Raw genomic sequence first — 26,795 nt, forward strand, 5'->3', positions numbered from 1 at the left:
CTCAGGCCTCCTCAAGCGCGTCGGAAACCTCTACCAGATCCGCAAGATTGAAGCGCTCGGGCAATTTGCCTGCCACCGCACGCTCGACACGCTCGGCGATGACCGGCAGGCGCACCCGATCCATCACCTCGCCAGCGAACGCCAACGTCAGAAGACCGCGCGCCATCTGTTCGTCGATGCCGCGCGTACGCAATGCAAAAACGGCCTCCTCGTCGAGCTGGCCGGTCGTCGCGCCGTGCGAGCACTTGACGTCGTCGGCGTAGATTTCCAGTTCGGGCTTGGTATCGATTTCGGCGCGATCGGACAAAAGCAGGTTGGCGTTATTCTGATTCGCCTCGATCTGTTGACTATCACGCTTGACGACCACTTTGCCATTGAACACGCCCCGGGCACGGTCGTTGAGAATGCCCTTGTAGTTCTCGTCGGAGAAGGTGTTCGGCGCGTTATGCCTGACCAGGGTGTGATTGTCGACGTGTTGACGGCCCTGAACGAAGAACAGGCCATTGTAATTGGTCTCTGCACCTTGCGCGTTGAGATCCGTGACCAAATCAGTGCGCACCAGCGCGCCGCCCAGGTTCAAGTTGAACGACGTAAAGCGCGAATCGCGACTCTGCTCGACGTGGATGCTCGCCACGTGCAGGTCCTCGGTCGAGGCTTCCTGCAACTTGTAGTGATCGACGATGGCGCCGCGTTCGAGCATGACTTCGCTGACCACGTTGGTGAAGTTGGCCGCACCCGCCTCGCCGGCGTAATGCTCGACCACCGTGGACTGACTACGCGCTCCGGCCATTACCAACACGCGAGGATGGCTCATCCGCGCCGATTCATTGGCGCGCGAGGCAAAGACCACATAGATCGGTTTGTCGACGACGACGCCCTGACCGATACGCACGACCGCACCTTCTTCGGAAAGCGCCACGTTGAGCGCGGTGAACGGCGAGAAGTCGACCCCCGCCAGGCGCCCGATGGCACCGCCGATCGCCTCGTGATTGGTACGCATCGCCGTGGTCAAGGGCTCGATGGAAACACCTTCGGGCAGCTCCGTCAGGTCGGATAAGGCCGCCGAAAAGACGCCATCGACGAACACCAGACGATGGGCATCCAATGGCATGTCGAGTGCCGCGAAACGCGCCTCGTCGAGTTCGGCGTCATCGGCCAGCGTAAATTCGCCCTCGGCGATGCGTCTGACATCGGTATATTTCCAGGCCTCGTCACGCTTGGTGGGAAATCCCAAGGCTTCGAAGCGTTCTGCCCCGGCCTGGCGGCGTGCCGCCACCCAAGTGGGCTCGTCATCGACTCGCTCGCCGAGCCGCTGTAGAAAAGCGTGTGCTGCACTCATGCTGCAGACTCCTCCAGCACCCATTCATACCCGCGTGCTTCAAGCTCGTTGGCAAGATCCTTATCACCGGACTTGACGATACGACCGTCCACCAGAACATGGACATGATCCGGCACGATGTGCTCGAGCAAACGCTGATAATGCGTCACCATAAGGATCGCGCGGTCCGCGCTGCGCAGCGAATTGACACCCTCGGCGACCACCTTCATGGCGTCGATATCAAGCCCGGAGTCGATCTCGTCGAGCATCGCCAGCTTGGGTTGCAATACCAGCATCTGCAGGATCTCGTTGCGCTTCTTCTCACCGCCTGAGAACCCCTCATTGACTGCACGCTGCAAGAAGCTGCCGTCCATCTTCATGAAACTCAACTGCTCGCGAACCAGTTTCATGAATTCCGGCGCCGGAATTTCCTCTTCACCACGCGCGACACGCTGCGCGTTGAGCGCCGCCTTGAGCAGGTAGATATTCTTGACGCCCGGAATTTCCACGGGGTACTGGAAGCCCAGCAGAATGCCGGCCAGCGCACGCTCTTCGATTTCCATTTCCAGCAGGTTCTTGCCTTCGAACAGCACCTCGCCGCTGGTCACCTCGTAACCGTCCTTGCCCGCGACCACTGCCGACAGCGTCGACTTGCCCGCCCCGTTGGGGCCCATCAAGGCATGAACCTCGCCGGGATTGACGGTCAAGTTCAGCCCCTTGAGGATTTCCGAACCTTCCACCGTGACGTGCAGATCTTTGACTTCGAGCATCTTGATACCTTGCTTGCGTTCGAGTCGCCCGGCGACTCCGATACATGGGTTGAGACCTTGTCTGTGCGTCTGACGGTATATCGGGCGCGTTACCCGACTGCCCCTTCCAGCGTCACATTGAGAAGCGCCTCGGCTTCCACTGCGAATTCCATCGGCAGCTCCTGGAAGACGTCCTTGCAGAAGCCGTTGACGATCATGTTGACGGCATCTTCTTCGGAAATGCCGCGCGCCTGGCAATAGAACAACTGATCCTCGCCGATCTTCGAGGTGGTCGCCTCATGCTCCACGGTCGCCGAGTTGTTGCCGATTTCTTGATACGGGAAGGTATGCGCGCCGCAGCGGTCACCGATCAACAGTGAATCGCACTGCGTGAAGTTGCGCGCGTTCTTGGCGCGCGGACCGACCTTGACCAGGCCACGATACGCCTGATCGCTGCGTCCGGCGGCGATACCCTTGGAGATAATGGTCGAGCGCGTGCCTTCGCCGATATGAATCATCTTGGTGCCGGTATCGGCCTGCTGACGGCCGTTGGTCACCGCCACGGAATAGAACTCGCCAACACTATCCTTGCCACGCAGCATGCAGGACGGATACTTCCAGGTGATCGCCGAGCCGGTCTCGACCTGCGTCCAACTGATCTTGGAGCGGTCGCCCCGGCAATCGCCGCGCTTGGTGACAAAGTTGTAGATGCCACCCTTGCCGTCCTCGTCGCCGGGATACCAGTTCTGGACCGTCGAGTACTTGATGTTGGCATCTTCCAGCGCCACTAGCTCGACCACCGCCGCATGCAGCTGGTTCTCGTCACGCTGCGGCGCCGTGCAGCCTTCCAGATAGGAGACCTGGGCGCGCTTGTCGCAGACGATCAGCGTGCGCTCGAACTGGCCGGTATTCGCCGCGTTGATGCGGAAATAGGTGGACAGCTCCATGGGGCACTCGACGCCTTCGGGCACATAGACGAAGGAACCGTCGGTAAACACCGCCGAGTTGAGTGCGGCGAAGTAGTTATCACCCTGAGGCACGACGCTGCCCAGGTACTGGCGCACCAGCTCGGGATATTCACGAATCGCCTCGGAAATCGAGCAGAAGATGACACCCGCTTCCGCCAGCTTCTCCTTGAAGGTGGTCGTCACGGAAACGGAGTCGAACACCGCATCCACCGCGACCCCGGCCAGCGCCGCACGCTCGTGCAGCGGAATCCCCAACTTCTCGTAGGTTTCCAGGAGCTTGGGATCGACCTCGTCGAGGCTCTGCGGCTTGTCTTCCTGCTTTTTGGGCGCGCTGTAATAGGAGATCGCCTGATAATCGATAGGCGGATAGTCAAGATGCGCCCAGGAAGGCGTAGTCATTTGCAACCATTGACGATAAGCCTCCAGGCGCCATTCGAGCATCCACTCGGGCTCGCCCTTCTTGTTCGAGATGAAGGCGATGGTGTTTTCATCCAACCCCGGCGGTACGGTATCGCTTTCGATGTCGGTCACGAATCCTTGAGTATATTCGCGACTGACAAGCTCTTCCATTTCCTGACTTGCCATGGTGTCTCTCCTCCCGAGCGGTATGCTCTCGGCTCGTGGCCAGCGCCACGGCCCCGATATCGTGTGATCAAACCTCGGCGCGACTCGCCAAGGTCACGCTCTGTATGGGCAATTGGACGGGCAGTTTCAGCGGCGATTCCTGGGCCAGATGCGCCAGAGTCACGCTGTCGAGCAAGGTACGAATCGCCAGCGAGACACGCTGCCAGTTATCGGCGACGCCACAGGTATCGACTAGATCGCAGTCACCATCGGCGTGGCTGCACTCAGTCATCGCCACCGGCCCTTCAATGGCGCCGATGATGTCGGAAGTGGTGATCGAGGTCGCCGGTCGCGCCAACCGATAACCGCCCAACGAACCACGCCGCGATTCCAAAAGCCCGGCTCTCACCAACATTTTCAACGTCTTACTGACGGTGGGGTGTGGCAACTGCACCGCATCCGCCAATTCGGTAGCGGCATGTGCCTGTTCCGGATAACGCGCGATCTGCGCCATCACCACGGCGGCGTAGTCGGTTAGCCTGGAAAGCTTCAACATGCCTTCACTCCACGATTCATCTATTGAGGACCATTTTAGTCCCCTATCGATTCGATGTGAAGGGAACCAATCACTTCGCGCCTTCGAGCGCCATCTTGGCGTCACGATAACGACCATTCGCATCAATAATGACAATTGTTAGCATTTGAGAAAACTATCGCCTCTTGCCTTGGGCACGATTCACCCGCACATTCGAGACAGAACTTCAGTCGGATACCGTCATGCGACGTCACCTGAGCCAGGAACTGCACAATTTCATCGAGCGGGGCCGCGACCGCCAATTGCGTCTCGCCGTCACCGGACTTTCCCAAGCCGGCAAGACCGCCTTTCTGACTTCGCTGGTGCATCAGTTGCGCCATGCGGGACTGGAAGCACGTCTCGATTTGCTGCGCGCCGCCCGCGAGGGGCGCCTCTTGGGCGCCCAGCGAGTCGCTCAGCCTGATCTCGGCGTGCCCCGCTTTCCTTACGACGCCGCCATGACCTCCCTCGACGGCACACCACCGCACTGGCCGGCGCCCACCCGAGGTATCAGTGAACTACGTCTGACCATCAAGCATCGCACGCGCCGCGCTCGGGGGCTGCTGGGTGATACGGCGACGCTCACCCTCGACTTGATCGACTACCCCGGTGAATGGCTGCTCGACCTGCCCCTGCTCGAGCACGACTTCCTGAGTTGGAGCGAGGCGCAGCAAGCCGCCATGGGCAGTGAGCGCCAACGCCTCGCCGCGACCTGGCTGCGTGCTGTCGAGGCTCTGGCCCCGGACGACGACGCCGACGAAAGCCAACTCGCCGAGATCGCCGCGCATTACGCCGACGCGTTGCGCGCCTCTCGCGAGGCCGGTTTCGCCGACCTGCAGCCGGGCCGCTTTCTGCTCCCGGGCGACCTGGAAGATGCGCCGGTACTGCAGTTTTTCCCGCTTCCCGGCGTGAGCGAAGCCAATCGTGCCGAGCTTGAGGCTTTGCCCGAGACGAGCGTCTACAAGACGCTGACGCGACGCTTCGACCATTACCGCCGTCACGTGGTCAAACCGTTCTACCGCGAGCATTTCCGACACTTCGACCGTCAGATCGTGCTGGTCGATGTGCTGGGCGCGCTCAACGCCGGCCCAGAGCGCTTCGAGGATCTCTCCCGGGCGCTGAGCACCCTGATGCGGAGCTTCGACTACGGCAAGCGCACCCTGATGAGCCGACTGTTCTCGCCGCGCATCGATCGTCTTGCCATCGCCGCGACCAAGGCCGACCACGTGACGCCCGAACAGCATCCCAACGTCGTCGCGCTGCTCGAAGCACTGCTCGCCGAGCCGCTCAAGGACCTGCGCTATGCCGACGTACCGGTGAAAGCGCTGTCCTTGGCGGCGGTGCGTGCCACCGAGCCACGCGAAGTGGATAATGACGGTCAACGCCGCGCCGCTCTACGTGGTACCACCCTGGAAGGCGAAGACGTACTGCTGTTCCCCGGCGACGTGCCGCCCCGCTTGCCTGAGGGCGACTTCTGGGCCCGCCAGGGATTCGATTTCACGGCGTTTCGGCCCCCACATCGCGACACACCCGAATTGCCGCATGTGCGCATGGATGCAGCGCTCGACTGGCTGATTGGAGATAAATTGAAATGAGCGAGCCGCGCCCCGGACAACGTTTTCGCGTCGACCCTGAGCCGCCACCCCACTTTACCGCCGCCCCCGAACCGGGGGAGCGCTTTCACCCGGACAGCGTTTCTCAACCGCTCGCAGTCCAGGACAGCGCGCCGGACATACCACTCGAAGCCAGCCTGGGCAAACCCCGCAAGCGTCGCTGGGGGCTGATGACGCTGCTCGGCGGTTCCATAGCGCTAGGCAGTGTGGAGGTGGCGCGTCATCTATATACCGCCACCCTGGGCGGAGACTGGCTGGCAGGCGCCTGGAGCGCGCTGGGGCTATTGGCGCTGGGCTTGGGTGGCGTGGCGCTCTTGCGCGAGCTATGGCGTCTGCGGCGTCTGAAGCGGCACACCCAATTGCGTGACCAACTCGACGCCCCCGAAGAGGCCACGCCCCAGGACATGCAGACGCTCGCCGAGCGCTTGCGACGCCAGATGCAACTCGGTGACGACGACCCCAACTGGCGCGCTTTTCAAGCGGCGCATCAGTCGCACCACGACGCCCAGGAAATACGTACCCTGCTCGCCCACCACCTTCTAGCCCCGCGCGACCGTCAAGCACGCCGACTGATCGCGCGCATGTCCGGCGAAACGGCCGTCATGGTCGCCGTCAGCCCGGTCACCTTTATAGACATGGCCTTGATGGCGTGGCGTAATATCGGCCTGATCGACCGTCTTGCCGCGCTCTACGGTCTGGAACTGGGCTACGCCAGCCGCCTGCGCCTGTTCCGCGCGGTGCTCTACAACATGGCCTTCGCCGGCGCCAGCGAGATCGCCACGGATGCCGGGATGGACCTGCTCTCGATGAACGTGGCCGGCAAGCTTTCCACCCGCGCCGGCCAAGGGCTCGGCGCTGGTCTTCTCACCGCGCGGCTCGGTCTGCGCACGCTGCGCATGACACGCCCGATCCCCTTCGACGAGGGCGAAGCCCCACATCTCGCCGATCTGCGCCGCGAACTCTGGCAACGCCTGCGTCAGTTGGAAACAAAGGACGACGCATCACGTTAGCGCGAAGAACTCTCGCAACTGACAGGCAACGCCATAAGGATGGTGGTGGCCGATGCGTGCGGCGTCAGGCACGCGCCGCACCAATTCGGGGTGAGCGTTTTCCACGATGAAGCCATGGCCAGCCAATGCCAGCATCTCGGCGTCATTGAGGTTATCGCCGAACGCCAGGCAGCGCGCTGCAGGTAGCTCGAGATGCGTCAAAAGACGCTCCAGCGTGGCGCCCTTGTTGACGCCTTCCGCCATGATCTCTAGTGAATGGGACATCGAATAGGTTATGTGCAGCCGCGTCCCTAGCGCTTCGTTGATGCTCTGCTCCAACGACGCCAGCGCCGTAGGGTCGCCGATGCACAACACCTTGCCCACCCCATTGCCATCATGGGCCTCGAGATTGGCGACTCGATAATGAAAACCCGTATGCGCATGCAAGGCCTTCAACTCGGGGGCCGACGCATCGATCAACCACTCGTCGCCGGTATAAAGATTGAGCCGGATATCGGCATCGCGCGGCATCGCTATCAACGTCCGTACCAATTCGGCCGGCACCCACTGCTCAGCGATCAGGCGATCGTCGGGTGCATAAAGATGCGCGCCGTTGGTACTCAAAATATAGGCGGGCACGCCCAATCGACGGCGAAACGCGGTGATATCGTGAAAGTGACGCCCCGAGGCCAGTGCCAGATGATGGCCCTCGGCGGCCAGTGCCTGAAAGGTCTCGATGGTCAACTCATCGAGATCGTGCTCGGCATTGAGCAGGGTGTTATCCAGATCCGTAACAATCAGATGAGGCTGCATGCGGCTTCCCAGTTGGTTCGCGACCTCCCAAGGTTACCGCATATCGGTCTAGAGTTGGGGACTGGCGTTAGCGCCATGTCTGTTGGTCAAGGTGCATCTCACAGCAGGACAGACCCATGGCAGAACGAGCGATATCGACGACTCCAACGCCAGTATGGTCGATCATTACGTACTTTGTCCTTGAGTCGCCCAACTGTTCAGCATTTTCGTCGTGCGGCGCATGGCGGATAGATGCTGAACAGTTAAATGCCTAGAGAGCGCTATTCTCGTCATCTTCATCGGGCTTCGCCGAGCCCTGGTGTTCCAGCGGCGTGGCTCGGTCGAGACGCGGATGGTTATTACGGAACTCCTGATGCGGATCGTCGAGGACATCCAGCGCTTGAATGGTGTAGGTCAGCGCATGGATCGCCGCGAGCACGTCCTGAGTATTGCCGGTCTCGGAGATGGTGTGCATGTTGCGGATCGGAAAACCGATCGAGGTGGCAGCGCAATCCACCGCCGCCAGCACCCCGGCCATACCGTCGGTGCCGGTGTCGGCGCCGACCATGTCTCGCTGCATGGGAATGTCGTGCTGCTTGGCGGTGCTCTCGATGATCCGATTGAGCTGCTCGCTGGCGATCGCGCCCACCGCCATGGTGAAGCCCTTGCCCATTTCCAACGGCTGCATGCGTCGGTCGCCGATGCCGGGCGCCGCCACATAGTCGTGATTGACGTCGACGCCGATCAGCACGTCCGGCTCGAGCTCCCCGGCCAGCACCCGGCTACCTAAGCGGCCGATCTCCTCGTAGCTGGCGATGGCGAACAGCACACGCACCTGCCGAGTGCCGCCCGCCTCGGCGATCAGCCGTGCGACCTCGCTGGTGACAAAGCAGCCCAGGCCGTTGTCCAGGTAGGCGCCATAGAAGGTGTCGGGGCTGAAGCCGGGACGGATGGGGCGATCCATGATGATCGAGTCGCCGGGGCGCACGCCGAGATTCAAGACCTGCTGCTTCTTGTTCTCGCCGTGGATCTGCAGATCCAGATAGAGCTGCTCCTTCTTGATGCCCCGTTCGCCCGAGCGCACCGCCGGGTCGGCGAAATGGATGGCGCCCAGCGCCTCCACCGTACCGCCCTGGATCACCCGGTAGTTGCCGGGACTTTCCGGATCCTCGCTGAACAGCTTGACCTCGTGGCCGATCAGCACGGTGGGCAGGAAGGAATCGCTATTGATCCAGATCTTGCCGTCGTCGCCGATCGAGCGCACCTGCATGCGAATCTTGTCGGCATGCCCAATCAGCATCACCTTGAACATGTCGTCGCGACCAGGATGGGTATCCAGCACCACGCCGGCATGGCCCTGATACTGGTGCAGATGCCAATCGCTGGGCGCGAACGACTCGAACTGCGGCTTGAGCACGCCATAGGTCATTGCGCCCTCCAGCCCCACCGGGCTGGGTGCATCGAGGATCTCGCACATTAGCTTGAACTGCTGTTCCTGCATTGGCCGGTTCCAGGGTTGCTTCTTCTCGCTCATTGCGCTCACTCTTTGTGAAGTCAGTGTCTATAGAAGACTAGTCTGGCAGATTTCAGGCCACTAACTGAAGCCAAACATAACGATGCTCTGCGCGGCGCTGCGGCGTCATGGGCGTGGGCGCCTACGTGTCCGGTAGGCTCCAGGCCCCCGATTCGTCAGTCCGTTCGCGAAAGCAACGCGGCGCGCAGCTCGTCCGAAAGCGGTGGTTCGGCCAGCCAGATGCCGAAATAAGCCCGAGCCAGCTCGCCGTCGTCCGACTCGAAGAGCGTATCACCGTTCAGGCTCAGACTCAGTCGTGGCACGTCCGGGTTCCAGTCAAGCCTATAGCGATCACCGTCAGTGACACTGATCATGGCATTCTGGATCGCCTCGACCTTGGGACGAAGCGCCTCGAGGGCACTATCCTGAAACTGCTCCTCCAGAGTGGCCCAGGTCGCCTTACGGATATCCGCAACGTCCACATCACGCCGATACTCGAGGAGCAGACTCATCGGCATCTCGGCGTTGATGATGGCATCCTGGCTAGCGTCCGCCGGTGCGTAAAGCGCCGCGTCATATACATCCCAGAGCATATAACTGGCGGTGCCTGCCCCTTGCAAGACGACCTCACTCCCGTCCAGTGACTTCTCATCCGGAAACGACGCGGCGAGCGCCGCGCCACCGCTCCAACCGACCGCCATTGCCAGCCCCACTCCTCCGGCAAAACCGCTTAAAACAGCGCGTAGCGTCATGATGACTCCCCGTCTGGATTAGACTTGGTGAAGAACAGCGTATCCTCTCCACCTTGGATACCGAATTTCGTTACAGTCGCCCAATTGATCATCACACTCGCCTCTGGTGGCATACATTCTCCATCGACAACCCGGAGCTTATTCATGTCTCGTACTATCGAAGTCCCCGCCGCCGACGGCACCATCGACGCGCATATCTTCACACCCGGGAACGCCGACGGCCCTCTATCGGCCGTGGTGCTGTTCACCGATATCGGTGGCCTGCGCCCCTGCTATCACGAGAAAGCCCAGCGAATCGCCGATCACGGCTATGCCGTGTTGATGCCCAACGTGTACTACCGCGATGCGAGCGGGTCTCTCGTGCCGGAGGGCAAGTCCTTCCGTGATCCGGATGTACGCCCAACCCTGGTCGAGTATGCCGGCCACCTCACGCCCGAGGCACAATCCCGCGACTTCATCGCCCTACTGGACTGCATCGACAACGAGGCCGAGTTCGCGGACGGCAAGATAGGCGTGATCGGCTATTGCATGACCGGCGCCTTCGCACTGCGCATGGCGGCCGAACACGCCGGTCGTGTCGCGGCTGCAGCTGGATTCCACTCAGCCCGGCTCGCGGAGGCAGACGACCCGAACAGCCCCAGGCATGTGGTCGGCAATATCCAAGGGCGCGTCTATTTCGGTCACGCCGACAAGGATGAACTGCTACCCCCCGAGCAGATCGCCTGCATGGACGAAGCGTTAGCCGCCGCCGGCGTGCACTTCACCACCGAACTCTACAAAGGCGCCGCCCACGGCTTCACCGCCAAGGACGCCCCCTCCTACGATGCCGCCGCCGATGACCTGCATCACAAGCGGCTAACCACTCTTCTGGAAGAAACGCTGTGACGTCTAAATTAGGCCACTGGTGAGCGGCCAGCGGCCATGACCACCAAGATCCACAAGCCGAGCACAGCCAGAAAGTTGATGGTGAAGACGATTCCCCTGAGACGGACGTTGTGGGTAAAAATTTGAACTGCACTATGCAGCAGACGACCCGCGACGAAGACCCAGGCAAGCGCAAACGCGGCCGGGCTAACCTGAAGATATAGCAAGATGAGGCAAGCGGCATGGAACGCCAGTGGCCACTCGAATTGATTGGACAAGTTGGCACTGATGCGTGGCTCGACAGCCGCCCATGGATTAGTGCCGTCTGACCTGTGCCCAATCCCCCAAACGGCGGGAGCCCGTGCAGCCGTCAGCAGCACATACAGGAAGGCAGAAAGGGCGACGTGTGCTGCCATGGAAAGAATCAACGCCTGCGGCATGTCTTACTCCTGTGGCTTAGTGCTACAACTTAGTTGCCGCCCCGCTTGGGACGGTCAACTACAGCATTTCGTTGGGCATCTCTTGTCTGCGTCGCGGCTTGAAACGCCAATTCTCTGGAACCTTAATTCTTTTACTACGGACCATACTGCCCAACCAAGCATGATAAACGTTCGCGTCGTAGTGATTCAGCGATCCCCGAGGCTGGCGGCGACGCCGGGGGCGCGTTCGCCGAGCAGTACGTGGACCAGGCCGCCGTCGATGCGTTGAATGCCTTGCGCGCCGAGTGTCTTGAGCGCGGCTTCGTCGAGATTCGCAGCATCGGCGAGGCGTAGTCGTAGTCGGGTCATGGCCACGGCGGTGGCTTCCTGTACGTTGCCACGTCCGCCGAGCGCGGCCAGCCAGTGGTCGAGCTGTTCAGCACTCAGCCGCACCACACTGGTTGCATCCGAGCCATTGCCCTCGCCGGCCACTGGCGCTTCACTGGGCGCGGCGCCTTCGGCAACCATGGCAGCGCGAATCTCATCGGCGACGCCATCGGCTATCGGCCCCAGGATCACTTGCAAGCCGCCACTACGGAGGTGCAGCACGCCGCGCGCGCCGAGCTGCTTGAGTGCCGGTTCGTCGATGGCGTTGTCATCGTCAAGCACCAGTCGCAAACGGGTGGTGCACGCACCCACGCTGGTCAGGTTGGCGGCTCCGCCTAGTGCATGCACGAACGCTGGGCCTCGCTCCCCGAGATCGGCCGGGGCGCTGGTGGCACCTGCGGTTTCCGACTCGCGCCCCGGCGTGGGGAGATCGAAGCGTACGATCGCCCAGCGAAACACCCCGTAATACAACGCGAAGTAGCAAAGCCCCACGGGGACCATCAGCCAGCCGTTGGTCGAAAGCCCATAGGAAAGCGCATAGTCGAAAGCACCGGCCGAAAAGGTGAAACCCAGCTTAACGTTGAGCAAATCCATGAGCACCATCGAAAGCCCGGTGAGCATCGCATGCAGCACGTACAAAAACGGCGCCAGGAACATGAAGGTAAACTCGATCGGCTCGGTCACCCCGGTCAGAAACGCGGTCAACGCCAGCGACAGCAACAAACCGCCGACCTGGGCACGCCGCCCTTTGGGCGCGGCGTGATACATCGCCAGCGCCGCCGCCGGTAGACCGAACATCATCACCGGGAAAAAGCCCGCCATGAAACTGCCCGCGCTGGGGTCGCCGGCGAAGAAGCGATTGAGGTCGCCGGTCGCGCCATCGAAGCTGCCGAACACGAACCATACGAAGCTGTTGAGGACATGGTGCAGCCCGGTGACGATCAGCAAGCGGTTGAGCACACCGTAGACGAACAGGCCCAGGTCGCCGGCCTCGATCAGCCACTGACCGAGGGTATCGATGCCGGTCTGCACCGTCGGCCAGATCACCCCGAAAATCATCCCCAGGATGACCGCAGCAAGCCCGGTGACGATCGGAATGAAGCGCCGCCCGCCGAAGAATGCCAAGTAGTCGGGAAGCTTGATGTCCTTGAAACGGTTATAAAGCAGGCCTGCCAAGGTACCGATGATGATGCCCGACAACACGCCCATGTTGATGTCTTCGTTGAGCGTATGCAGGACCGCATCGAGCACCAGGTAACCGACGACGCCCGCCAACCCGGCAGCGCCATTGCTGTCGTTGGCGAAGCCCACCGCCAGGCCGATGGCGAAGATCAACGCCAGATTGGCGAAAATCGCATCCCCGGCATTGGCGAGAAAGGCGATGTCGAGCAGATCCGGCTGCCCCAGGCGCAGTAAGAGACCGGCAACCGGTAGTACCGCGATGGGCAGCATGAGCGAGCGCCCCAGCTTCTGCAGGCCGCCCATGATATCGAGTCGCATGATCGTTTCTCCCACTCTTGTTGTTGGCCAGAACGTCGTTGTTCAGAATGTCGTTACATGAATGGCGGTGGTGTCAGGCCACGACCGGCGCATTCAGCCACGCCTCGACGCGCTCGCGTAGCGCGGTGCCGTCGTCCAGTTCCAGCCATGCCGGTAATTGTTCGTTGAGCGCACCAGCGTCGATGTCGCGCAATGCAACCTTGACCGCCGGCACGCGGCTTGGCTCCACCGAGAGTTCATCGATTCCCAGCGCCACCAGCACGGCCAATGCCATAGGAGCGCCGGCAGCAGCGCCGCACACTCCCACCGGACAGCGTCCGGCAGCGCCTTCGATAGTTATCTTGATCAGTCGCAGTACCGCCGGATGAAGCACGTCGAGCTGCGCCGCCAGGTCCGGGTCCTCGCGATCCATGGCCAGCGTGTATTGCGTCAGGTCGTTGGTGCCGATCGATAGGAAATCGGCTTCGGCGGCGAGGCTGGCCGCACATAATGCGGCTGACGGCACCTCGATCATCACTCCGAGCTGCGGCAGTCGACTCACGCCCAGTTCCTCGGCCAGCGTTTCAAGCCGTTGGCGCAACGCCCGCAACTCTCCGACGCCGCTGACCATCGGCAGCATGATGCGCAGCGACTCGAGTGGTTCGAGCGCCAGCAAGGCACGCAGTTGGCTGTCCAACAGGTCGGCCTGACTAACCCACAAACGAATGCCGCGCACGCCTAGCGCCGGATTAGCCACGCTGGGCAGCGGTAGGTAGCTGAGTTGCTTGTCGGCGCCGATATCCAGCGTACGTACGATCACTGGCTTGCCGCCCAGCGCATCGAGCGCGGCCTGATATTCATCACGCTGTTCGTCGACGCTCGGCGCGCTATCACGATCGAGGAACAGGAATTCACTGCGCAGCAGGCCGATACCGTCGGCGCCCTCCTCAGCGGCGATAAACGCCTCGGCACCGCCGGCGACGTTAGCGCATACCTCGATAGTGCGCCCGTCATGGGTCGTCGCCGCCTCTTTTGCCGCCTCGCGGGCGACGTCTTGGGCTTGCTCGCGCTCAGAGATACGCTCGCGCATGGCTTCCAGGCTGGCGCTATCCGGCTGCGGTTCGAGCAGGCCGCGTTCGGCATCGAGAATCGCCATTTCCCCTTCAGCCGATTCCAGAGCAGTGCCCATCGCCACCAGGCACGGCAGGCCCCGGGCACGGGCGAGAATCGCCACGTGCGACGTAGTACCACCCGCCACCAGACAGATACCCGCCGGTTGCTGAGCGGCCAAGGCCGTCAATTCCGATGGCGTCAGATCGTCGGCGATGACGATGGCGTCGGCCGGCACCCGTGGGACGCTCGGCGCCGAACCCAAGCACGCCATTACTTGGCGCTGTAGATCGCGCAGATCGGCAACTCGCGCCGCCAGCAGTTTATTACCGGTCGCCTGCAGGCGCGCCGCTTCGTCATCGAGAGCCTCCCTCCAGGCCTGCCCGGCGCTGCGCCCGTTGTCGATGTAGCCTTCGGCGGCATTATACAGCGCCGGATCGTCGAGCCAGGCCAGATGCGCCTCGAGGATCTCGGCCTCGCTGCGTCGTACGCTGCGCTTGGCTTGCTCCAGCGCCGCCTTGAGCGAATGACCGACATTCTGTAATGCCTCGTCCAACGCCGCTCGCTCTTGCGCCGGATCGTCGCTGGCTTGCGGTACCGTGGGTAATGCCGCCACATAATGATGCAGCGGCCCAACCGCGAGCCCTTGGCTGGCGACGAGCCCGGCCAACTGCCCTGCTCCGACCTCGGCAACAGGCTCGTCGGCAGCACGGGGCGCGGGATCATCGGCCTCGGCTTCGCTCAGCAGACGTTCCGCGGCATCCAGCGCCGCCGTGGTGCGTTCGCCACGCGCGATCAGCGTCACACGGTCGCCATCCATCAATTCCATGTTCATCAACCGGCTCAGGCTCCGCGCATCGACGTGCGTCTCGTCGTGGACGAGTTCGAGATCGACATTCTGTTCGTGGGCGATAGCGCGCAACCGGGCCGCAGGCCGCGCGTGCAAACCGGCCGCCAGGCCTATGGTCACCTCGCGGGTGGCCTGAGGACCCGATGCCGCGGGTGTATTCACGCCGGTCGTCTCTGTCGGCACCTCAAGACGCATGATCGCCTCGCCCTGGCGCACCGCTTCGTCGCTGTGCTGTGCGCCGGGAGGTGTCAGGTGCCAACCGGCCGGCTCGGCGATAATCAATGGTGTGATCAGGCTCATCGCCTGCTGGGCGATCCGGTCAGCATCGAAACGCAGCAACGGCGCGCCGGCCTCGACTCGCTGGCCTACCTCGACCAGCAGTTCGAGCCCCGCGCCGTCGAGATTGACGGTATCGAGCCCCAGATGAATGAGCAGTTCGACGCCGCCCGCACTGCGCAGCGTGACCGCGTGGGCGGTACGTGCGCAGTGTACGATCTCGCCGTCGCAGGGCGCGCACAAGGTATCGCCCAGCGGATCGATGGCCAGGCCGTCGCCGAGTGTGCCTTCGGCGAAGACCGGGTCGGGCACCGTATCGAGGGTGACGAGGACGCCGTCCACCGGTGCCTGGATGTCTAAGGATGAAGCCATGTTGCCTCCGGCGTTGTTGTTGTCAGAAAAGAGAATCGCAAAGCGCTCAGCGGGTACGGGTCACCTTCTTGAGATGACGTGGTTGATCGGGGTCGCTGCCACGCGCCACCGCCAGTTGGGCGGCCATGACGTAGAAACTCTGGATGACCGACAGCGGCTGCAGCGCCGCATGACCGGCATCGACGAGTGTCAGTTCACGCTGGGCAACGCCTTCGTCGGCGGCCAGCAGCACTCGTGCGCCGACGCTTTCAAGCCATTCGGCAAGTTCGAGCAGACCAGCCTGCTCGGGTCCTGGCGGGGCGAACACCAGCACTGGATAACCAGGGCCAATCAACGCCATCGGGCCATGCTTGACCTCGGCACCGCTGAACGGTTCGGCCTGAAGGGCGCAGGTTTCCTTGAACTTGAGCGCCGCTTCCTGAGCGACGGCCAACCCGGCGCCGCGCCCGACCACCATCAACTGGTCGACATCGCGCAGCGCCTCGATGGCTGGTGACCAATCTTGCGCTGCTGCGGCACGCAACCGTTCGGGAAGCGTTTCAAGAGCAGCGAGCAATGCGCGGTCCTGACGCCAGTGACCCAGCAATTGCGCACACGCGGATAGCGTCGCCAGGTAGCTCTTGGTCGCGGCGACGCTGCGCTCCTCACCAGCATGCAGCGCAATCTCACGATCGCTGACTTCGCCCAGCGGCGAACGCGGCGTATTGACCAGCGCCAGCGTCTGCGCCCCGCCAGCGGCCAGCGCTTTTTGGGTCTCGATCAAATCGGGGCTCTGGCCGGACTGCGAGATCGCCAGCGCCAGTTGGCCATCGAGCTTCCACGGCGCCCGCGCCAAGGTGGTGAGCGATGGCGGCAACGAAGCCACCGGAACCCCTCGGCTCTGCATGCATAGATAGGCGAAGTAACTGGCGGCATGGTCGGAGCTACCCCGCGCCACGGTGACTACACCGTGCGGATCGCATTGCCGCAGCCACTCGCCGAGTTCGATCAGCGGATGGGCGTTGTGGGTCAATTGAGCGGCGACACGCTCAGGGGCATCGCGCGATTCGCTGAGCATCATCGAACTCATGTTTCAACTCCTGGGCGCGTCGTTGGGGCGTCTTCGGGATCCTCGCCGGCCACGTGCTGGCCCTCGACATAGACACAGTCGACGCCCAGGTCGCGGTCGAGCACGACCAGGTCGGCATGACAACCATCGGCCAGCCGGCCGCGATCATGCAGGCCAAGAAAATCGGCAGGATGGCGCGATACGCGTTCGCTGGCCTCGGCAAGCGACAGGCCGATATCAACCAAGTTGCGCAGCGCCTGATCCATGGTCAGGGTGCTGCCGGCAAGCGTGCCGTCGGCGAGGCGCACCCCGCCCAGACACTTAGTCACGGCCTGCTCGCCGAGCCGGTACTCACCGTCGGGCATGCCGGCGGCAGCGGTCGAGTCGGTAACCGCATAGAGGCGAGGAATGCTTCTCAGCGCGACGCGAATCGCCCCGGGATGGACGTGCAACAAGTCGGGGATCAGCTCAGCGAAATCGGCATGCGCCAAGGCAACACCCGCCATGCCAGGGTGGCGGTGATGCAGGCCGGTCATGGCATTGTAGAGATGCGCAAACCCGCAGGCGCCATGCTCCATCGCTGCCACGCCCTGTTCGTAGGTGCCCAGGGTATGACCGAGTTGCACGCGCACGCCGCGCTCGCTCAAATGCCGAATCAAGGCGTAATGCCCGGAGAGTTCCGGTGCCAGGGTCACCAGCCGAATCGGCGCCAACGCGCACAGCGCGTCAACCTCGGCGATATCACCCGGCCGTGCGTAAGGCGGCTGGGCACCGAGCTTGCCAGGATTGAGATACGGACCTTCAAGATGCACGCCGAGTACCCGAGCACCCTCACCGAGTGACTGTTCCATCAAAGTACCGATCTCGCCGAGCACTCTGCGCACCGTGGCATCGGTATCGGTCATGGTCGTCGCCAGCAGGCTAGTGGTGCCGAAGCGCGCATGCGTACGTGCCAGGGTGGCCACGGCCTCGCCGCCTTCCATGGTGTCGGCGCCGCCACCGCCATGCACGTGCAGGTCGATAAAGCCAGGCACTATATAGGGCGCATCGTTGTCGGCCGGATCGACCGGCGTACCGTCAATGCGCGCGATACGTCCGTCGCGCCAGTGGATCTTGCCGAGGCGCCAGCCCTCGGGGGTCAGAATGTTGCCGTAATGCATAAGGGTACCTTCTATCGAGCCCGGTGAAGCTCGACCATGAAGTCGTAATAGTCGGTGCGGCAGTAAGTGATGGTGAGTTCCGCCGGTGTGCCGTCGGCGAGGTAGCCAAGGCGAGTGACCTTGAGCAGTGCATGGCCTTCGGGCACTTCGGCCAAGGTGGCGAGTTCGGCGTCGGCATTGACGGCCGTCAAATGTTGCAGGGCGCGCTCCACCGTCTTGCCGCGCGCTTCCAGCGTCGCGTAGAGCGACTGCCCGACGCCTTCCGGATCGGACAGTATCGATTCGGGCAAGCAGCTTTCCTCGACCGCCATCACCACGTCGTCGGCCAGGCGCAGACGCTTGAGGCGCGCCACCTGAGTGCCACCATGCAGCCCGAGACGCAAGACCTCTTCGGTACTCGGCATACCCAACTGGCGGGATAGCCATCGCGAGCGGGGCGTAAAGCCACGCTGCGTCAGCAACTCGGAAAAACTCGTCAGACGCGTCAGTGGCTGATTGAAGCGTGGCGCGATGAACGTGCCTGAACCGTGCGTGCGCCGAATCAGACCCTGCTCGGCGAGTCGTTCCAAGGCCTTGCGCGCGGTGATACGCGAAACCTCCAGCATTTCGGCCAATGCGCGCTCTGAGGGTAAAGCCTCACCGGCCTGCCAGGCCCCCGCCTCGATGGCATCGCCCAATTGCCGCGCCAGCTGATGATAAAGCGGCGTCGCCAAGTCGGGATCCAGCGTCATCTCAACAAAGCGTGGGTCCATGAAAACGGTCTCTCATTTCGGATTCTGAGTAACCAATATAGAGCCTCTTTAATACCAGTCAAATACCAATTGGTCTTGTAGTGGTATCTATGCCTAAGAAGAATGTGAAGAGGGAGGCGGAAGAGATAAGAAGGAAGAGAGAAGAGAGGGAAAAGAATGGAGCAATAGAGGGCAAGGCTGGTCGACGACAGCATCGCTCGGGCTTGATTACCGGCACCGAGAGCCGCATACAATAGTCATCGACAATACTGAGGAGAGCCCCATGAAGACGCTAGTGATCGGTGCCAACGGCCAGATCGGCCGCCAGTTCTGTGAACTCGCGCATGAGGCCGACGTGCCGATTCGAGCGATGATTCGCGATACGTCGCAGCAGGCGTGGTTCCAGGCGCGAGGCATCGAAACGGTGCTTGCCGATCTGGAAAGCAATTTCCGCCATGCTTTCTATGGCTGCGATCAGGTGGTGTTCGCGGCGGGATCGGGACCCCATACCGGCCCCGACAAGACGCTGATGATCGATCTAAATGGCGCGCTGAGCGCGGTCGATCTGGCTGCATCGCTGGGGATCGGGCGTTTCATCATGCTCAGCGCCATGCGTGCCGACAAGGTGCTCGAGGCCCCGGCCAAGCTGCGCCCTTACATGGCTGCCAAGCATGCCGCCGATGCGCATCTACGTGCGTCGCGCGTGCCTTACGTGATCCTCAAACCGGGCCGACTGACCAATGAGACCGCAACGCAACGCGTCACCACCGACATCGCCAACGCCGACGACAACCGTATTTCACGTGCCAATGTCGCGCATGCGTTGCTCGAGGTAATGCGCAACCGAGAATTGCGCCAACATGAGTTTTCCCTGCTCGATGGCAATACGGCGATTGATGAGGCGCTGTGCTGATCCAGCGCTCGGCAGGACATCGCGCTTATCCCCCGCTTTTCCCCGCCAGGCGTTGGTTGGCGAGGGATACACGAACCCGTATAGTATCGACTTACTCCCCCCAACCGAATGTGTCTCGATGCTGCAGAACAACTCCGCGCTTGCCCAGCTCAAGCAACAGATTCGTGAAACCACCCCGCGTGTTCAAGGGGTGATCAAGGCCACTGATCGCGGTTTCGGCTTTATCGAAACCGAGGACGGCACCTCCTATTTCGTTCCGCCCCCCGCCATGAAGCAGGTACTGCATGGCGACCGCGTCGATGCGCTGGTCAAGCAGGAGGGAGACAAGACCTCCGCCGAGCCCGATACGCTCCTCGAAGCGGGACTCGAGCGTTTCGTGGCGCGACTGGTCAAGCGCGATGGGCGCCTCAGTGTCGTTCCCGACCATCCGTTGATCAGCAACCAGTTGCGCGCACGCCTCAAGAACTCGCTCGACGAAAGTACGCTCGGTGACGGCGACTGGGTCGTGGCACACTTGGTGCGCCACCCGCTCAAGCCCGACGACCGCGGGTTCTTCGCCCAAGTCGACGAGCTCGTAGTCAAGGCCGACAACCCCGCCGTGCCGTGGCGCGTGACCCTGGCGCGCCATGCGCTGGAACAGGCGTCGCCGCAATTCGGCGAGCAGTGGCCGCTGCACGATGAAGGCCTCGAGCGCGAAGACTGGACTGCAACGCCCTTTTTCACCATCGACGGTGAAAAGACCCGCGACATGGACGACGCTCTGCACATCGAGACGCACGAAGATGGCTGGCGTCTCAGCGTGGCGATCGCCGATCCTACGGCATACGTCCGTGAGGGTGATCCGGTCGATCTGGAAGCGCAGACCCGCGCCTTCACCGTGTACCTGCCAGGCCAGAACGTCACCATGTTGCCGGAAACACTGGCCAACGAGCTGTGCTCGCTGAAGGAAGGCGAGGAGCGCCCGACCCTGGTCTGTACATTGGACATCCAGCGCGACGGCACCCTAGGCGACTATCGATTCTTCGCCGCCAATGTCCGTTCGCATGCACGTCTGGTGTACGACCAGATCTCCGACTGGCTGGAAGGCCAAGGCGATTGGGCCCCTGCCGACGAGGCCATGGCTACGCAGCTCAAGGCCTTGGCCGCGATGACCGAGGCCCGCAACGCATGGCGCCAGGAACACACGCTGGTGTTCAAGGACCGTCCCGATTATGCCTTCGACGTCGATGACGCGGGCAACGTGCTAGCGGTGCGTATCGAGGAACGCCGTACCGCTCAGCGCATGATCGAGGAGTCGATGATCGCGGCCAACGCCTGCTGCGCCGATCTGCTGGCTTCGCACGTGGGCCATGGCATCTTCAACGTGCATCAGGCGTTCGAGCCCGAGAAGGCCGATCAGGCGATCGAGTTCCTGGCCACCCAAGACATCAACGTGGAACGCGAACAGTTGCTGGAACTCTCGCGCTACCGCGAGCTGCGCCGCGCCCTGGAAGCACGCGAGGACGCCTGGCTCGACGCACGCCTGCGCCGTTTCCAAGGCTATACCAACATGTCCGCCCAGCCTGGCCCGCACTTCGGGTTGGGACTGCCGGCATACGCCACCTGGACATCGCCCATCCGCAAGTACGGCGACATGGTCAATCACCGCCTGATCAAGCGCGTGCTCAAGGGCGAAAGCGCACCCGCCGAGGCCAGCCAGGCATTGACCGAGCAGCTCACCGAGCGGCGGCGCCTGAATCGCATGGCGGAACGTGACGTCAAGGATTGGCTCTACGTGCGCTATCTCGGCCCCTCCGCCGAAAAAGGCGAAGTTTTCGACGCCGAGATCATCGCCATCAACCGTGGCGGCATGCGGGTTCGGCTCTCCGCCAATGGTGCCACGGCGTTCGTTCCGGCACCATTCATGCACAGTGAACGCGACAAGGTCGCCATCGACGACAAGGAAGGCCGTATCCAGATCGAGGGCCAGCCGCGCTACAAGCTCGGCGACAGCGTTCAGGTCGCACTGGCCGAAGCCGTCGAGGCGACACGCTCGTTGGTCGCACGTCCCGCCGCATGAAGCTGGCCATGTCTTGCGTCACCAGAAGTGGACGCAAGGCATGGCATGTGCCAGCGTAATCTCATGACAGCGCGGTGACATTCCTACGACAAGCCCGTCAGGGCCCGAGCGGTCACTCCGTAACCAACCGGGAAGGTTTCAAGGAGTCACGCTTTGCATATCACCGATATCACGATGTTTTACGCACCTGCCAGCGGTGGAGTACGAACCTACCTCGAGGCCAAACGCAACCGCTTGGCGACACTGCCTGGCGTGATATCCAGCCTAGTGATTCCCGGTACCCGCCATGTAGTCAGTGAGTCCATCCATGAAATTCCCGCGCCACCGCTCCCCTTCAGCCAAGGGTATCGCTTTCCCCTGAGGCGAGAAGGCTGGCGGCGCGAACTGATTCAGATGGCGCCGGATCTCATCGAGGCCGGCGATCCTTACGTCACCGCTTGGGCCGCGCTTGATGCCGGCCGGACCTTGGACGTCCCCATAGTGGGATTTTACCACTCCGACCTACCTCGCCTGATCGGCAACCGTCTCGGGAACTGGACGCGCATTGCCCTCAAACGCTATGTCGAAAACCTCTACCGGCATTGCAACCGTGTCCTCGCGCCGAGTCGCGTCATCGCCGATAGACTTAATGGCCTTGGCCTCGACAATGTCGCCCTGCAATCGTTGGGGGTCGACTTGCAGACCTTCTCGCCCCAGCACCGCCAAGATACCTGTCGCCAGCGCTTGGGCCTCGACGACAATACGCGCCTGCTGATCTTCGTAGGGCGCGGCTCGCGCGAGAAGAACCTGCCGGTTCTGTTGGAAACCGCACGGCGCCTCGGAAAAGGCTACCACCTGCTGTTGATCGGGCCGCAGATGCCGCAACGCGTTCCTGACAACGTCAGCGTCATCGGCCGCTACACGGCCACCGCCGATGTCGCCGAGTGGTTGGCCAGCAGCGACATGCTGCTGCATGCCGGTACTCAAGAAACGTTCGGTCTGATCGCCCTGGAAGCCATGGCAAGTGGCATTCCAGTCGTCGCGGCACGCGCCGGCGCCCTAGCCGAGAATGTGCCCCTGGGCTGCGGACTGCTTTGTGAACCCCACTCGGCGGACGATATGGCACGCGCCGTGCGCGAACTCTGCGCCAATGCGCCCGAGGAACAAGGGCGTCGTGCCCGCCTGCATGTCGAACGCCATCACGATTGGGATATCGTGGTCTCCAGCCTGATGAAGCATTATCGTGAATTGACCGGACAACGCGTCAACACGGAGGGCCTTCAGCATGGCTGATCGCCACCTTTCCCTCGTCCTGCACGATGTCGCGCCGGAAACCTGGCCCGACTACACCAACTTCTTGGCCAGGGTCGACGCCCTGGCACATCGACACGGTCCGATCCCGATCACCTGGCTGGTGGTACCCGATTTTCACCATCGCAGCGACTGCCGCCGCGACGGCGTCTTCCTCGAGCACTTGCAACGCCGCCGAGCCATGGGCGATGAATTGGCCTTGCACGGTTATTATCATTGCGACGACGCGCCCGCGCCGCGCACGCCTCGCGACTGGTTCATGCGGCGCTTTTACACCTGGGAAGGCGAGTTCTACGCTCTCGACGAAGATGAGGCGGCACAGCGCCTGGACAAAGGCATCGACCTCTTTCGATCACAGGGCTGGCCACTCACCGGCTTCGTGGCGCCAGCCTGGCTCATGAGCCAAGGGGCGCGGCGAGCACTGGCCCAGCGCGACTTTTGCTACACTAGCGACCCGCAACATCTGTATACGCTGCCCAGCTTCATGCGCCTCGAGGCGCCGGGGCTGGTATGGAGTGCCCGTAGCGCCTGGCGTCGTGGCCTATCACGCCTGGCCAGCGAAACGCAGCGCTGGCGTAGCCGCCAGGCACCGCTGCTGCGCCTGGGACTACATCCCGTGGACATGCGCCACGCCAGCGTTCAGGCATACTGGCTCGCGGTTCTGGAGCGCCTGATCCACGAAGGACGTCGCCCTATCACCAAGTACGATTGGGTGACGGGGCAACGCCGGAGGGAGCAGCACGCCGCATGAAGCGCCTGGTGATATTGCTTTTTATCGGGTTGGTGGCGGCCATCAGTATCCCGCTGTTATTCGGCGGGCGCGCACTTTTCGGTGAACTCGCCTCATTTCCCTTGCAGCAACTGGCGTTTATGCTGCTGCTGATCGTCATCTGCTGGAACGTCAATGCCTTGCGGCTTCGCTTGCTGCTGGCGGGACGCGCCGGACACCTCGGTCAGACGCGCGCAGTGGGCATCGTGATGTCTACCGAGTTTGCCATCTGCGCCACCCCCGGCGGCACCGGGGGCTTACTGACGCTCCTAGGCTTGCTGGCACGACGCGGCGTTCGGCCCGCGCAGGCTTCGGCGATCTTCGCCGTCGATCAGTTGACTGACCTGCTCTTCTTTCTTTCCGCGCTGATAGGCGTCGCGCTCTATGTCCTCATCGAGGCCATCGATCTCAACCTCGGCTGGCTGGTGGGCTTGCCATCGTTGCTGCTGGTGTGCGGCTTCATCCTGCTGTGGCTGGTCATACGCCACTATGGACGCCTGCTCCAGGTCACCGGCAACTGGCTCGAGCGGTTCAAGGTGCGCCGCAAGGCACGCTTCGGGTTCGCTCGCCGCCTGCTGCATTTCCGTAACGCCTTGATCGAGACGCTACGCCTGCCTCGTCTGACCTTGTTGTCGGTCTTCGCCCTGTGCTGCACCCACTGGATGCTGCGTTACAGCGTCCTGTATCTGGCCGTGCAGGGCCTGGATGCCCATGTCGATTGGGCTTGGACCTTCCTGGTACAAATGCTCTCCATGGCGGCAGGACAGTTGAGTTTTCTGCCTGGGGGCGCAGGCGGTGCCGAACTGACCTCCACTGCCTTGCTGGCGCCGTTAATCGGCAAGCAAAGCGCCGCTGCAGCGGTGCTCATCTGGCGCTTCGTGACCTACTACTTCTACCTCATCGCTGGTGCGCCGGTCTTCTTGGCGTTGGCGGGACGTGCTTTCGTCAAACTGCTATCCCGGCGTCGGTAGTCACTTGCACGTTTTTACGAACGGTCGCGTTTTCAAGAAAGGCAGCGAGCGCAGGCCGTTTGCATAAAGCACTTGAAACGACGAAGGGCATCCCCGTAGGGATGCCCTTCGTCATGCTCACTGGCCGGCGACCCATGACCCGCCGGGCCTAGAGGCGACTTACCAACCCGTCGCTGCCTTCAGCGCATCGCCGATCTCGGCGAGCGAACGCACGGTCTTGACGCCTGCAGACTCGAGCGCGGTGAACTTCTCGTCCGCCGTACCCTTGCCACCAGCGATGATGGCACCGGCGTGGCCCATGCGCTTGCCCGGAGGCGCCGTTACACCGGCGATATAGGAGACCACCGGCTTTGAGACATGCTCCTTGACGTATGCTGCGGCTTCTTCTTCCGCCGTGCCGCCGATCTCGCCGATCATCACGATGGCTTCGGTCTGCGGGTCCTTCTCGAACATCTCGAGCATGTCGATGAAGGTGGATCCCGGGATCGGGTCGCCGCCGATGCCCACGCAAGTGGACTGGCCGAATCCATGATCGGTGGTCTGCTTGACGGCTTCATAGGTCAAGGTGCCGGAGCGCGATACGATGCCGACCTTGCCGGACTTGTGGATATGCCCCGGCATGATGCCGATCTTGGTCTCGCCCGGCGTGATCACCCCCGGGCAGTTCGGCCCGATCAGGCACACGCCCAACTCGTCGCACTTGGCCTTGACGTCGAGCATATCGAGGGTCGGAATTCCCTCGGTGATGCACACGATCAGCTTGATGCCGGCATTGGCGGCCTCAAGGATGGAATCCTTGCAGAACGGCGCGGGCACGTAGATCACGGAGGCTTCGGCACCGGTCGTGTCGACGGCTTCCTTGACAGTGTTGAACACCGGCAGGCCGAGGTGCGTCTGGCCACCCTTGCCTGGCGTCACGCCACCCACCATCTGAGTGCCGTAGGCAATCGCCTGCTCGGAGTGGAAGGTCCCCTGGCCACCGGTGAAGCCTTGGCAGATGACCTTGGTGCTTTTGTCGATCAGGATACTCATTACTTGCCCTCCGCTGCTTTGACGACCTGCTGGGCCGCGTCGGTCAAGCTGGTAGCAGCGATGATGTTCAGTCCGCTGGAGGCCAATTTCTCGGCACCCAGCTCGGCGTTGTTGCCTTCGAGACGCACCACGACCGGCACGTTGACACCGACCTGCTCGACGGCACCGATGATGCCCTCGGCAATCATGTCGCAACGCACGATGCCGCCGAAGATATTGACCAGAACGGCTTTCACGGAATCGTCGGAGAGGATGATCTTGAAGGCTTCGCCCACGCGCTCTTCGGTGGCACCACCGCCAACGTCCAGGAAGTTGGCCGGCTGCCCGCCGTTGAGCTTGATAATGTCCATGGTCCCCATGGCCAGGCCGGCGCCATTGACCATGCAACCGATATTGCCTTCCAGAGCGACGTAGTTGAGTTCCCACGCCTGAGCGTGCGCCTCACGTTCGTCTTCCTGAGACGGGTCGCGCATGGCTTGCAGATCGGGATGACGATACAGCGCATTGCCATCGAGGCCGATCTTGGCATCCAGGCAGTGCAGGTCGCCGCTGTTGTTGATTACCAGCGGGTTGATCTCGAGCAGCGCGAGGTCTTTTTCTTCGAACAGCTTAGCCAGGCCCAGGAAGATCTTGGTGAACTGCTTGATCTGTGCGCCTTCCAGACCCAGGTCGAACGCCAGTTCACGCGCCTGGTACGGCTGAGCACCGACCAGCGGATCGACTTCGGCCTTGAGAATCTTCTCGGGCGTTTCTTCGGCGACCTTCTCGATTTCCACGCCGCCTTCGGTGGAGGCCATGAAAACGATACGCCGCGTGCCGCGATCGACGACGGCGCCCAGATAAAGCTCGTTGGCGATATCGGTGCAGTCTTCGACCAGGATCTTGGTGACCGGTTGGCCCTTCTCATCGGTCTGGAAGGTCACCAGGTTCTCGCCCAGCCATTTTTCAGCGAACGCCTTGGCATCCTCGACGCTTTCGACCAGCTTGACGCCGCCCGCCTTGCCACGGCCACCTGCGTGAACCTGGGCCTTGACGACCCACTTATCACCGCCAATCTTCTTGCACGCATCGGCAGCTTCTTCGGGGGTATCCACGGCGAAACCCTTGGACACCGGTAGACCATAATCGGCAAACAACTGTTTGCTCTGATACTCGTGAAGGTTCATCGTGTCATGCCATTGGTTGCATGTGACTCGAATGGTAGCGATGGCCTCGAGCTTTTACAGCCTCAGG

General features: G+C 62.2%; 23 protein-coding genes. 8 read left to right on the top strand and 15 right to left on the bottom strand.

The window, feature by feature from the left end:
• Position 1: 1 nt before the first annotated feature.
• The 4 genes from sufD to OP496_RS01685 form a co-directional block, all read right to left on the bottom strand.
• Entirely contained in the window at positions 2 to 1,339 is a 1,338-nt protein-coding gene (sufD, locus tag OP496_RS01670; protein WP_280561609.1) for a Fe-S cluster assembly protein SufD, read from the bottom strand.
• Positions 1,336 to 2,088 (bottom strand): Fe-S cluster assembly ATPase SufC, encoded by a 753-nt coding sequence (gene sufC, locus OP496_RS01675; RefSeq protein ID WP_280561610.1) that lies wholly within the window; start codon positions 2,086 to 2,088, stop codon positions 1,336 to 1,338. Before sufC ends, sufD begins: the two co-directional genes overlap by 4 nt.
• An 89-nt stretch (positions 2,089 to 2,177) precedes the next feature.
• The gene (gene sufB, locus OP496_RS01680; protein WP_280561612.1) at positions 2,178 to 3,620 is read right to left on the bottom strand and encodes a Fe-S cluster assembly protein SufB; all 1,443 of its coding nucleotides are present in this window, start codon (positions 3,618 to 3,620) and stop codon (positions 2,178 to 2,180) included.
• Positions 3,621 to 3,687: 67 nt separating this feature from the next.
• On the bottom strand, positions 3,688 to 4,155 hold the full coding sequence (locus OP496_RS01685; RefSeq protein WP_280561613.1) for an SUF system Fe-S cluster assembly regulator: 468 nt from the start codon (positions 4,153 to 4,155) through the stop codon (positions 3,688 to 3,690).
• Between the two features lie 221 nt (positions 4,156 to 4,376).
• Between OP496_RS01685 and OP496_RS01690 the strand changes: the two genes are divergently transcribed.
• Entirely contained in the window at positions 4,377 to 5,768 is a 1,392-nt protein-coding gene (locus OP496_RS01690; protein ID WP_280561614.1) for a YcjX family protein, read from the top strand.
• Complete coding sequence (locus OP496_RS01695) at positions 5,765 to 6,796, top strand: TIGR01620 family protein (protein ID WP_280561615.1); 1,032 nt, start codon at positions 5,765 to 5,767, stop codon at positions 6,794 to 6,796. Before OP496_RS01690 ends, OP496_RS01695 begins: the two co-directional genes overlap by 4 nt.
• On the opposite strand, the gene OP496_RS01700 is transcribed toward OP496_RS01695, so the two are convergent.
• The 3 genes from OP496_RS01700 to OP496_RS01710 all read right to left on the bottom strand — a co-directional run bounded on the left by OP496_RS01700 (position 6,788) and on the right by OP496_RS01710 (position 9,832).
• On the bottom strand, positions 6,788 to 7,588 hold the full coding sequence (locus OP496_RS01700; protein WP_280561616.1) for a Cof-type HAD-IIB family hydrolase: 801 nt from the start codon (positions 7,586 to 7,588) through the stop codon (positions 6,788 to 6,790). The two genes, OP496_RS01695 and OP496_RS01700, sit on opposite strands and share 9 nt — an antisense overlap.
• A gap of 250 nt (positions 7,589 to 7,838) precedes the next feature.
• Entirely contained in the window at positions 7,839 to 9,101 is a 1,263-nt protein-coding gene (locus tag OP496_RS01705; RefSeq protein ID WP_280561617.1) for a M20/M25/M40 family metallo-hydrolase, read from the bottom strand.
• Positions 9,102 to 9,256: 155 nt separating this feature from the next.
• Complete coding sequence (locus OP496_RS01710; protein ID WP_280561618.1) at positions 9,257 to 9,832, bottom strand: chalcone isomerase family protein; 576 nt, start codon at positions 9,830 to 9,832, stop codon at positions 9,257 to 9,259.
• Positions 9,833 to 9,976: 144 nt separating this feature from the next.
• Here OP496_RS01710 and OP496_RS01715 point away from each other — a divergent pair, with 144 nt between their 5' ends.
• Positions 9,977 to 10,717 (top strand): dienelactone hydrolase family protein, encoded by a 741-nt coding sequence (locus OP496_RS01715; RefSeq protein WP_280561619.1) that lies wholly within the window; start codon positions 9,977 to 9,979, stop codon positions 10,715 to 10,717.
• Between the two features lie 8 nt (positions 10,718 to 10,725).
• On the opposite strand, the gene OP496_RS01720 is transcribed toward OP496_RS01715, so the two are convergent.
• The 6 genes from OP496_RS01720 to OP496_RS01745 form a co-directional block, all read right to left on the bottom strand.
• Positions 10,726 to 11,136 carry an MAPEG family protein gene (locus OP496_RS01720; protein WP_280561621.1) on the bottom strand — a complete coding sequence of 137 codons (411 nt, stop codon included), beginning with the start codon at positions 11,134 to 11,136 and terminating at the stop codon, positions 10,726 to 10,728.
• 186 nt (positions 11,137 to 11,322) lie between these two features.
• Positions 11,323 to 13,002 carry an N-acetylglucosamine-specific PTS transporter subunit IIBC gene (nagE, locus tag OP496_RS01725; RefSeq protein WP_280561622.1) on the bottom strand — a complete coding sequence of 560 codons (1,680 nt, stop codon included), beginning with the start codon at positions 13,000 to 13,002 and terminating at the stop codon, positions 11,323 to 11,325.
• A 73-nt stretch (positions 13,003 to 13,075) separates the two neighbouring features.
• Positions 13,076 to 15,589, bottom strand: a complete 2,514-nt coding sequence (gene ptsP, locus OP496_RS01730; RefSeq protein WP_280561623.1) for a phosphoenolpyruvate--protein phosphotransferase — start codon at positions 15,587 to 15,589, stop codon at positions 13,076 to 13,078.
• A 46-nt stretch (positions 15,590 to 15,635) separates the two neighbouring features.
• Positions 15,636 to 16,658, bottom strand: a complete 1,023-nt coding sequence (locus OP496_RS01735; protein WP_280561624.1) for an SIS domain-containing protein — start codon at positions 16,656 to 16,658, stop codon at positions 15,636 to 15,638.
• On the bottom strand, positions 16,655 to 17,797 hold the full coding sequence (gene nagA / locus OP496_RS01740; RefSeq protein WP_280561625.1) for an N-acetylglucosamine-6-phosphate deacetylase: 1,143 nt from the start codon (positions 17,795 to 17,797) through the stop codon (positions 16,655 to 16,657). Before nagA ends, OP496_RS01735 begins: the two co-directional genes overlap by 4 nt.
• Positions 17,798 to 17,808: 11 nt before the next feature.
• A complete protein-coding gene (locus OP496_RS01745; protein ID WP_280561626.1) occupies positions 17,809 to 18,549 on the bottom strand; it encodes a GntR family transcriptional regulator in 741 nt (246 codons plus the stop codon).
• 262 nt (positions 18,550 to 18,811) lie between these two features.
• Between OP496_RS01745 and OP496_RS01750 the strand changes: the two genes are divergently transcribed.
• The 5 genes from OP496_RS01750 (at position 18,812) to OP496_RS01770 (ending at position 24,530) form a co-directional block, all read left to right on the top strand.
• Positions 18,812 to 19,441 carry an SDR family oxidoreductase gene (locus OP496_RS01750; protein WP_280561627.1) on the top strand — a complete coding sequence of 210 codons (630 nt, stop codon included), beginning with the start codon at positions 18,812 to 18,814 and terminating at the stop codon, positions 19,439 to 19,441.
• A 118-nt stretch (positions 19,442 to 19,559) separates the two neighbouring features.
• A complete protein-coding gene (locus OP496_RS01755) occupies positions 19,560 to 21,500 on the top strand; it encodes an exoribonuclease II (protein WP_280561629.1) in 1,941 nt (646 codons plus the stop codon).
• A gap of 153 nt (positions 21,501 to 21,653) precedes the next feature.
• Positions 21,654 to 22,772, top strand: coding sequence for a glycosyltransferase family 1 protein (locus tag OP496_RS01760; protein ID WP_280561631.1), 1,119 nt, complete (start codon positions 21,654 to 21,656; stop codon positions 22,770 to 22,772).
• Positions 22,765 to 23,541 (top strand): polysaccharide deacetylase family protein, encoded by a 777-nt coding sequence (locus tag OP496_RS01765; RefSeq protein WP_280561632.1) that lies wholly within the window; start codon positions 22,765 to 22,767, stop codon positions 23,539 to 23,541. The genes OP496_RS01760 and OP496_RS01765 overlap by 8 nt, the downstream gene beginning before the upstream one ends.
• The gene (locus OP496_RS01770) at positions 23,538 to 24,530 is read left to right on the top strand and encodes a lysylphosphatidylglycerol synthase transmembrane domain-containing protein (RefSeq protein WP_280561634.1); all 993 of its coding nucleotides are present in this window, start codon (positions 23,538 to 23,540) and stop codon (positions 24,528 to 24,530) included. The genes OP496_RS01765 and OP496_RS01770 overlap by 4 nt, the downstream gene beginning before the upstream one ends.
• A 159-nt stretch (positions 24,531 to 24,689) precedes the next feature.
• Here OP496_RS01770 and sucD read toward each other — a convergent pair whose 3' ends face one another.
• Together sucD and sucC are read right to left on the bottom strand one after the other, a co-directional pair.
• Positions 24,690 to 25,562 carry a succinate--CoA ligase subunit alpha gene (gene sucD / locus OP496_RS01775; protein WP_280561635.1) on the bottom strand — a complete coding sequence of 291 codons (873 nt, stop codon included), beginning with the start codon at positions 25,560 to 25,562 and terminating at the stop codon, positions 24,690 to 24,692.
• Complete coding sequence (sucC, locus tag OP496_RS01780; protein ID WP_280561636.1) at positions 25,562 to 26,728, bottom strand: ADP-forming succinate--CoA ligase subunit beta; 1,167 nt, start codon at positions 26,726 to 26,728, stop codon at positions 25,562 to 25,564. Before sucC ends, sucD begins: the two co-directional genes overlap by 1 nt.
• Positions 26,729 to 26,795: the final 67 nt, after the last annotated feature.

The organism is Chromohalobacter sp. 48-RD10 (genome assembly GCF_029889785.1).
Lineage (GTDB): Bacteria > Pseudomonadota > Gammaproteobacteria > Pseudomonadales > Halomonadaceae > Chromohalobacter.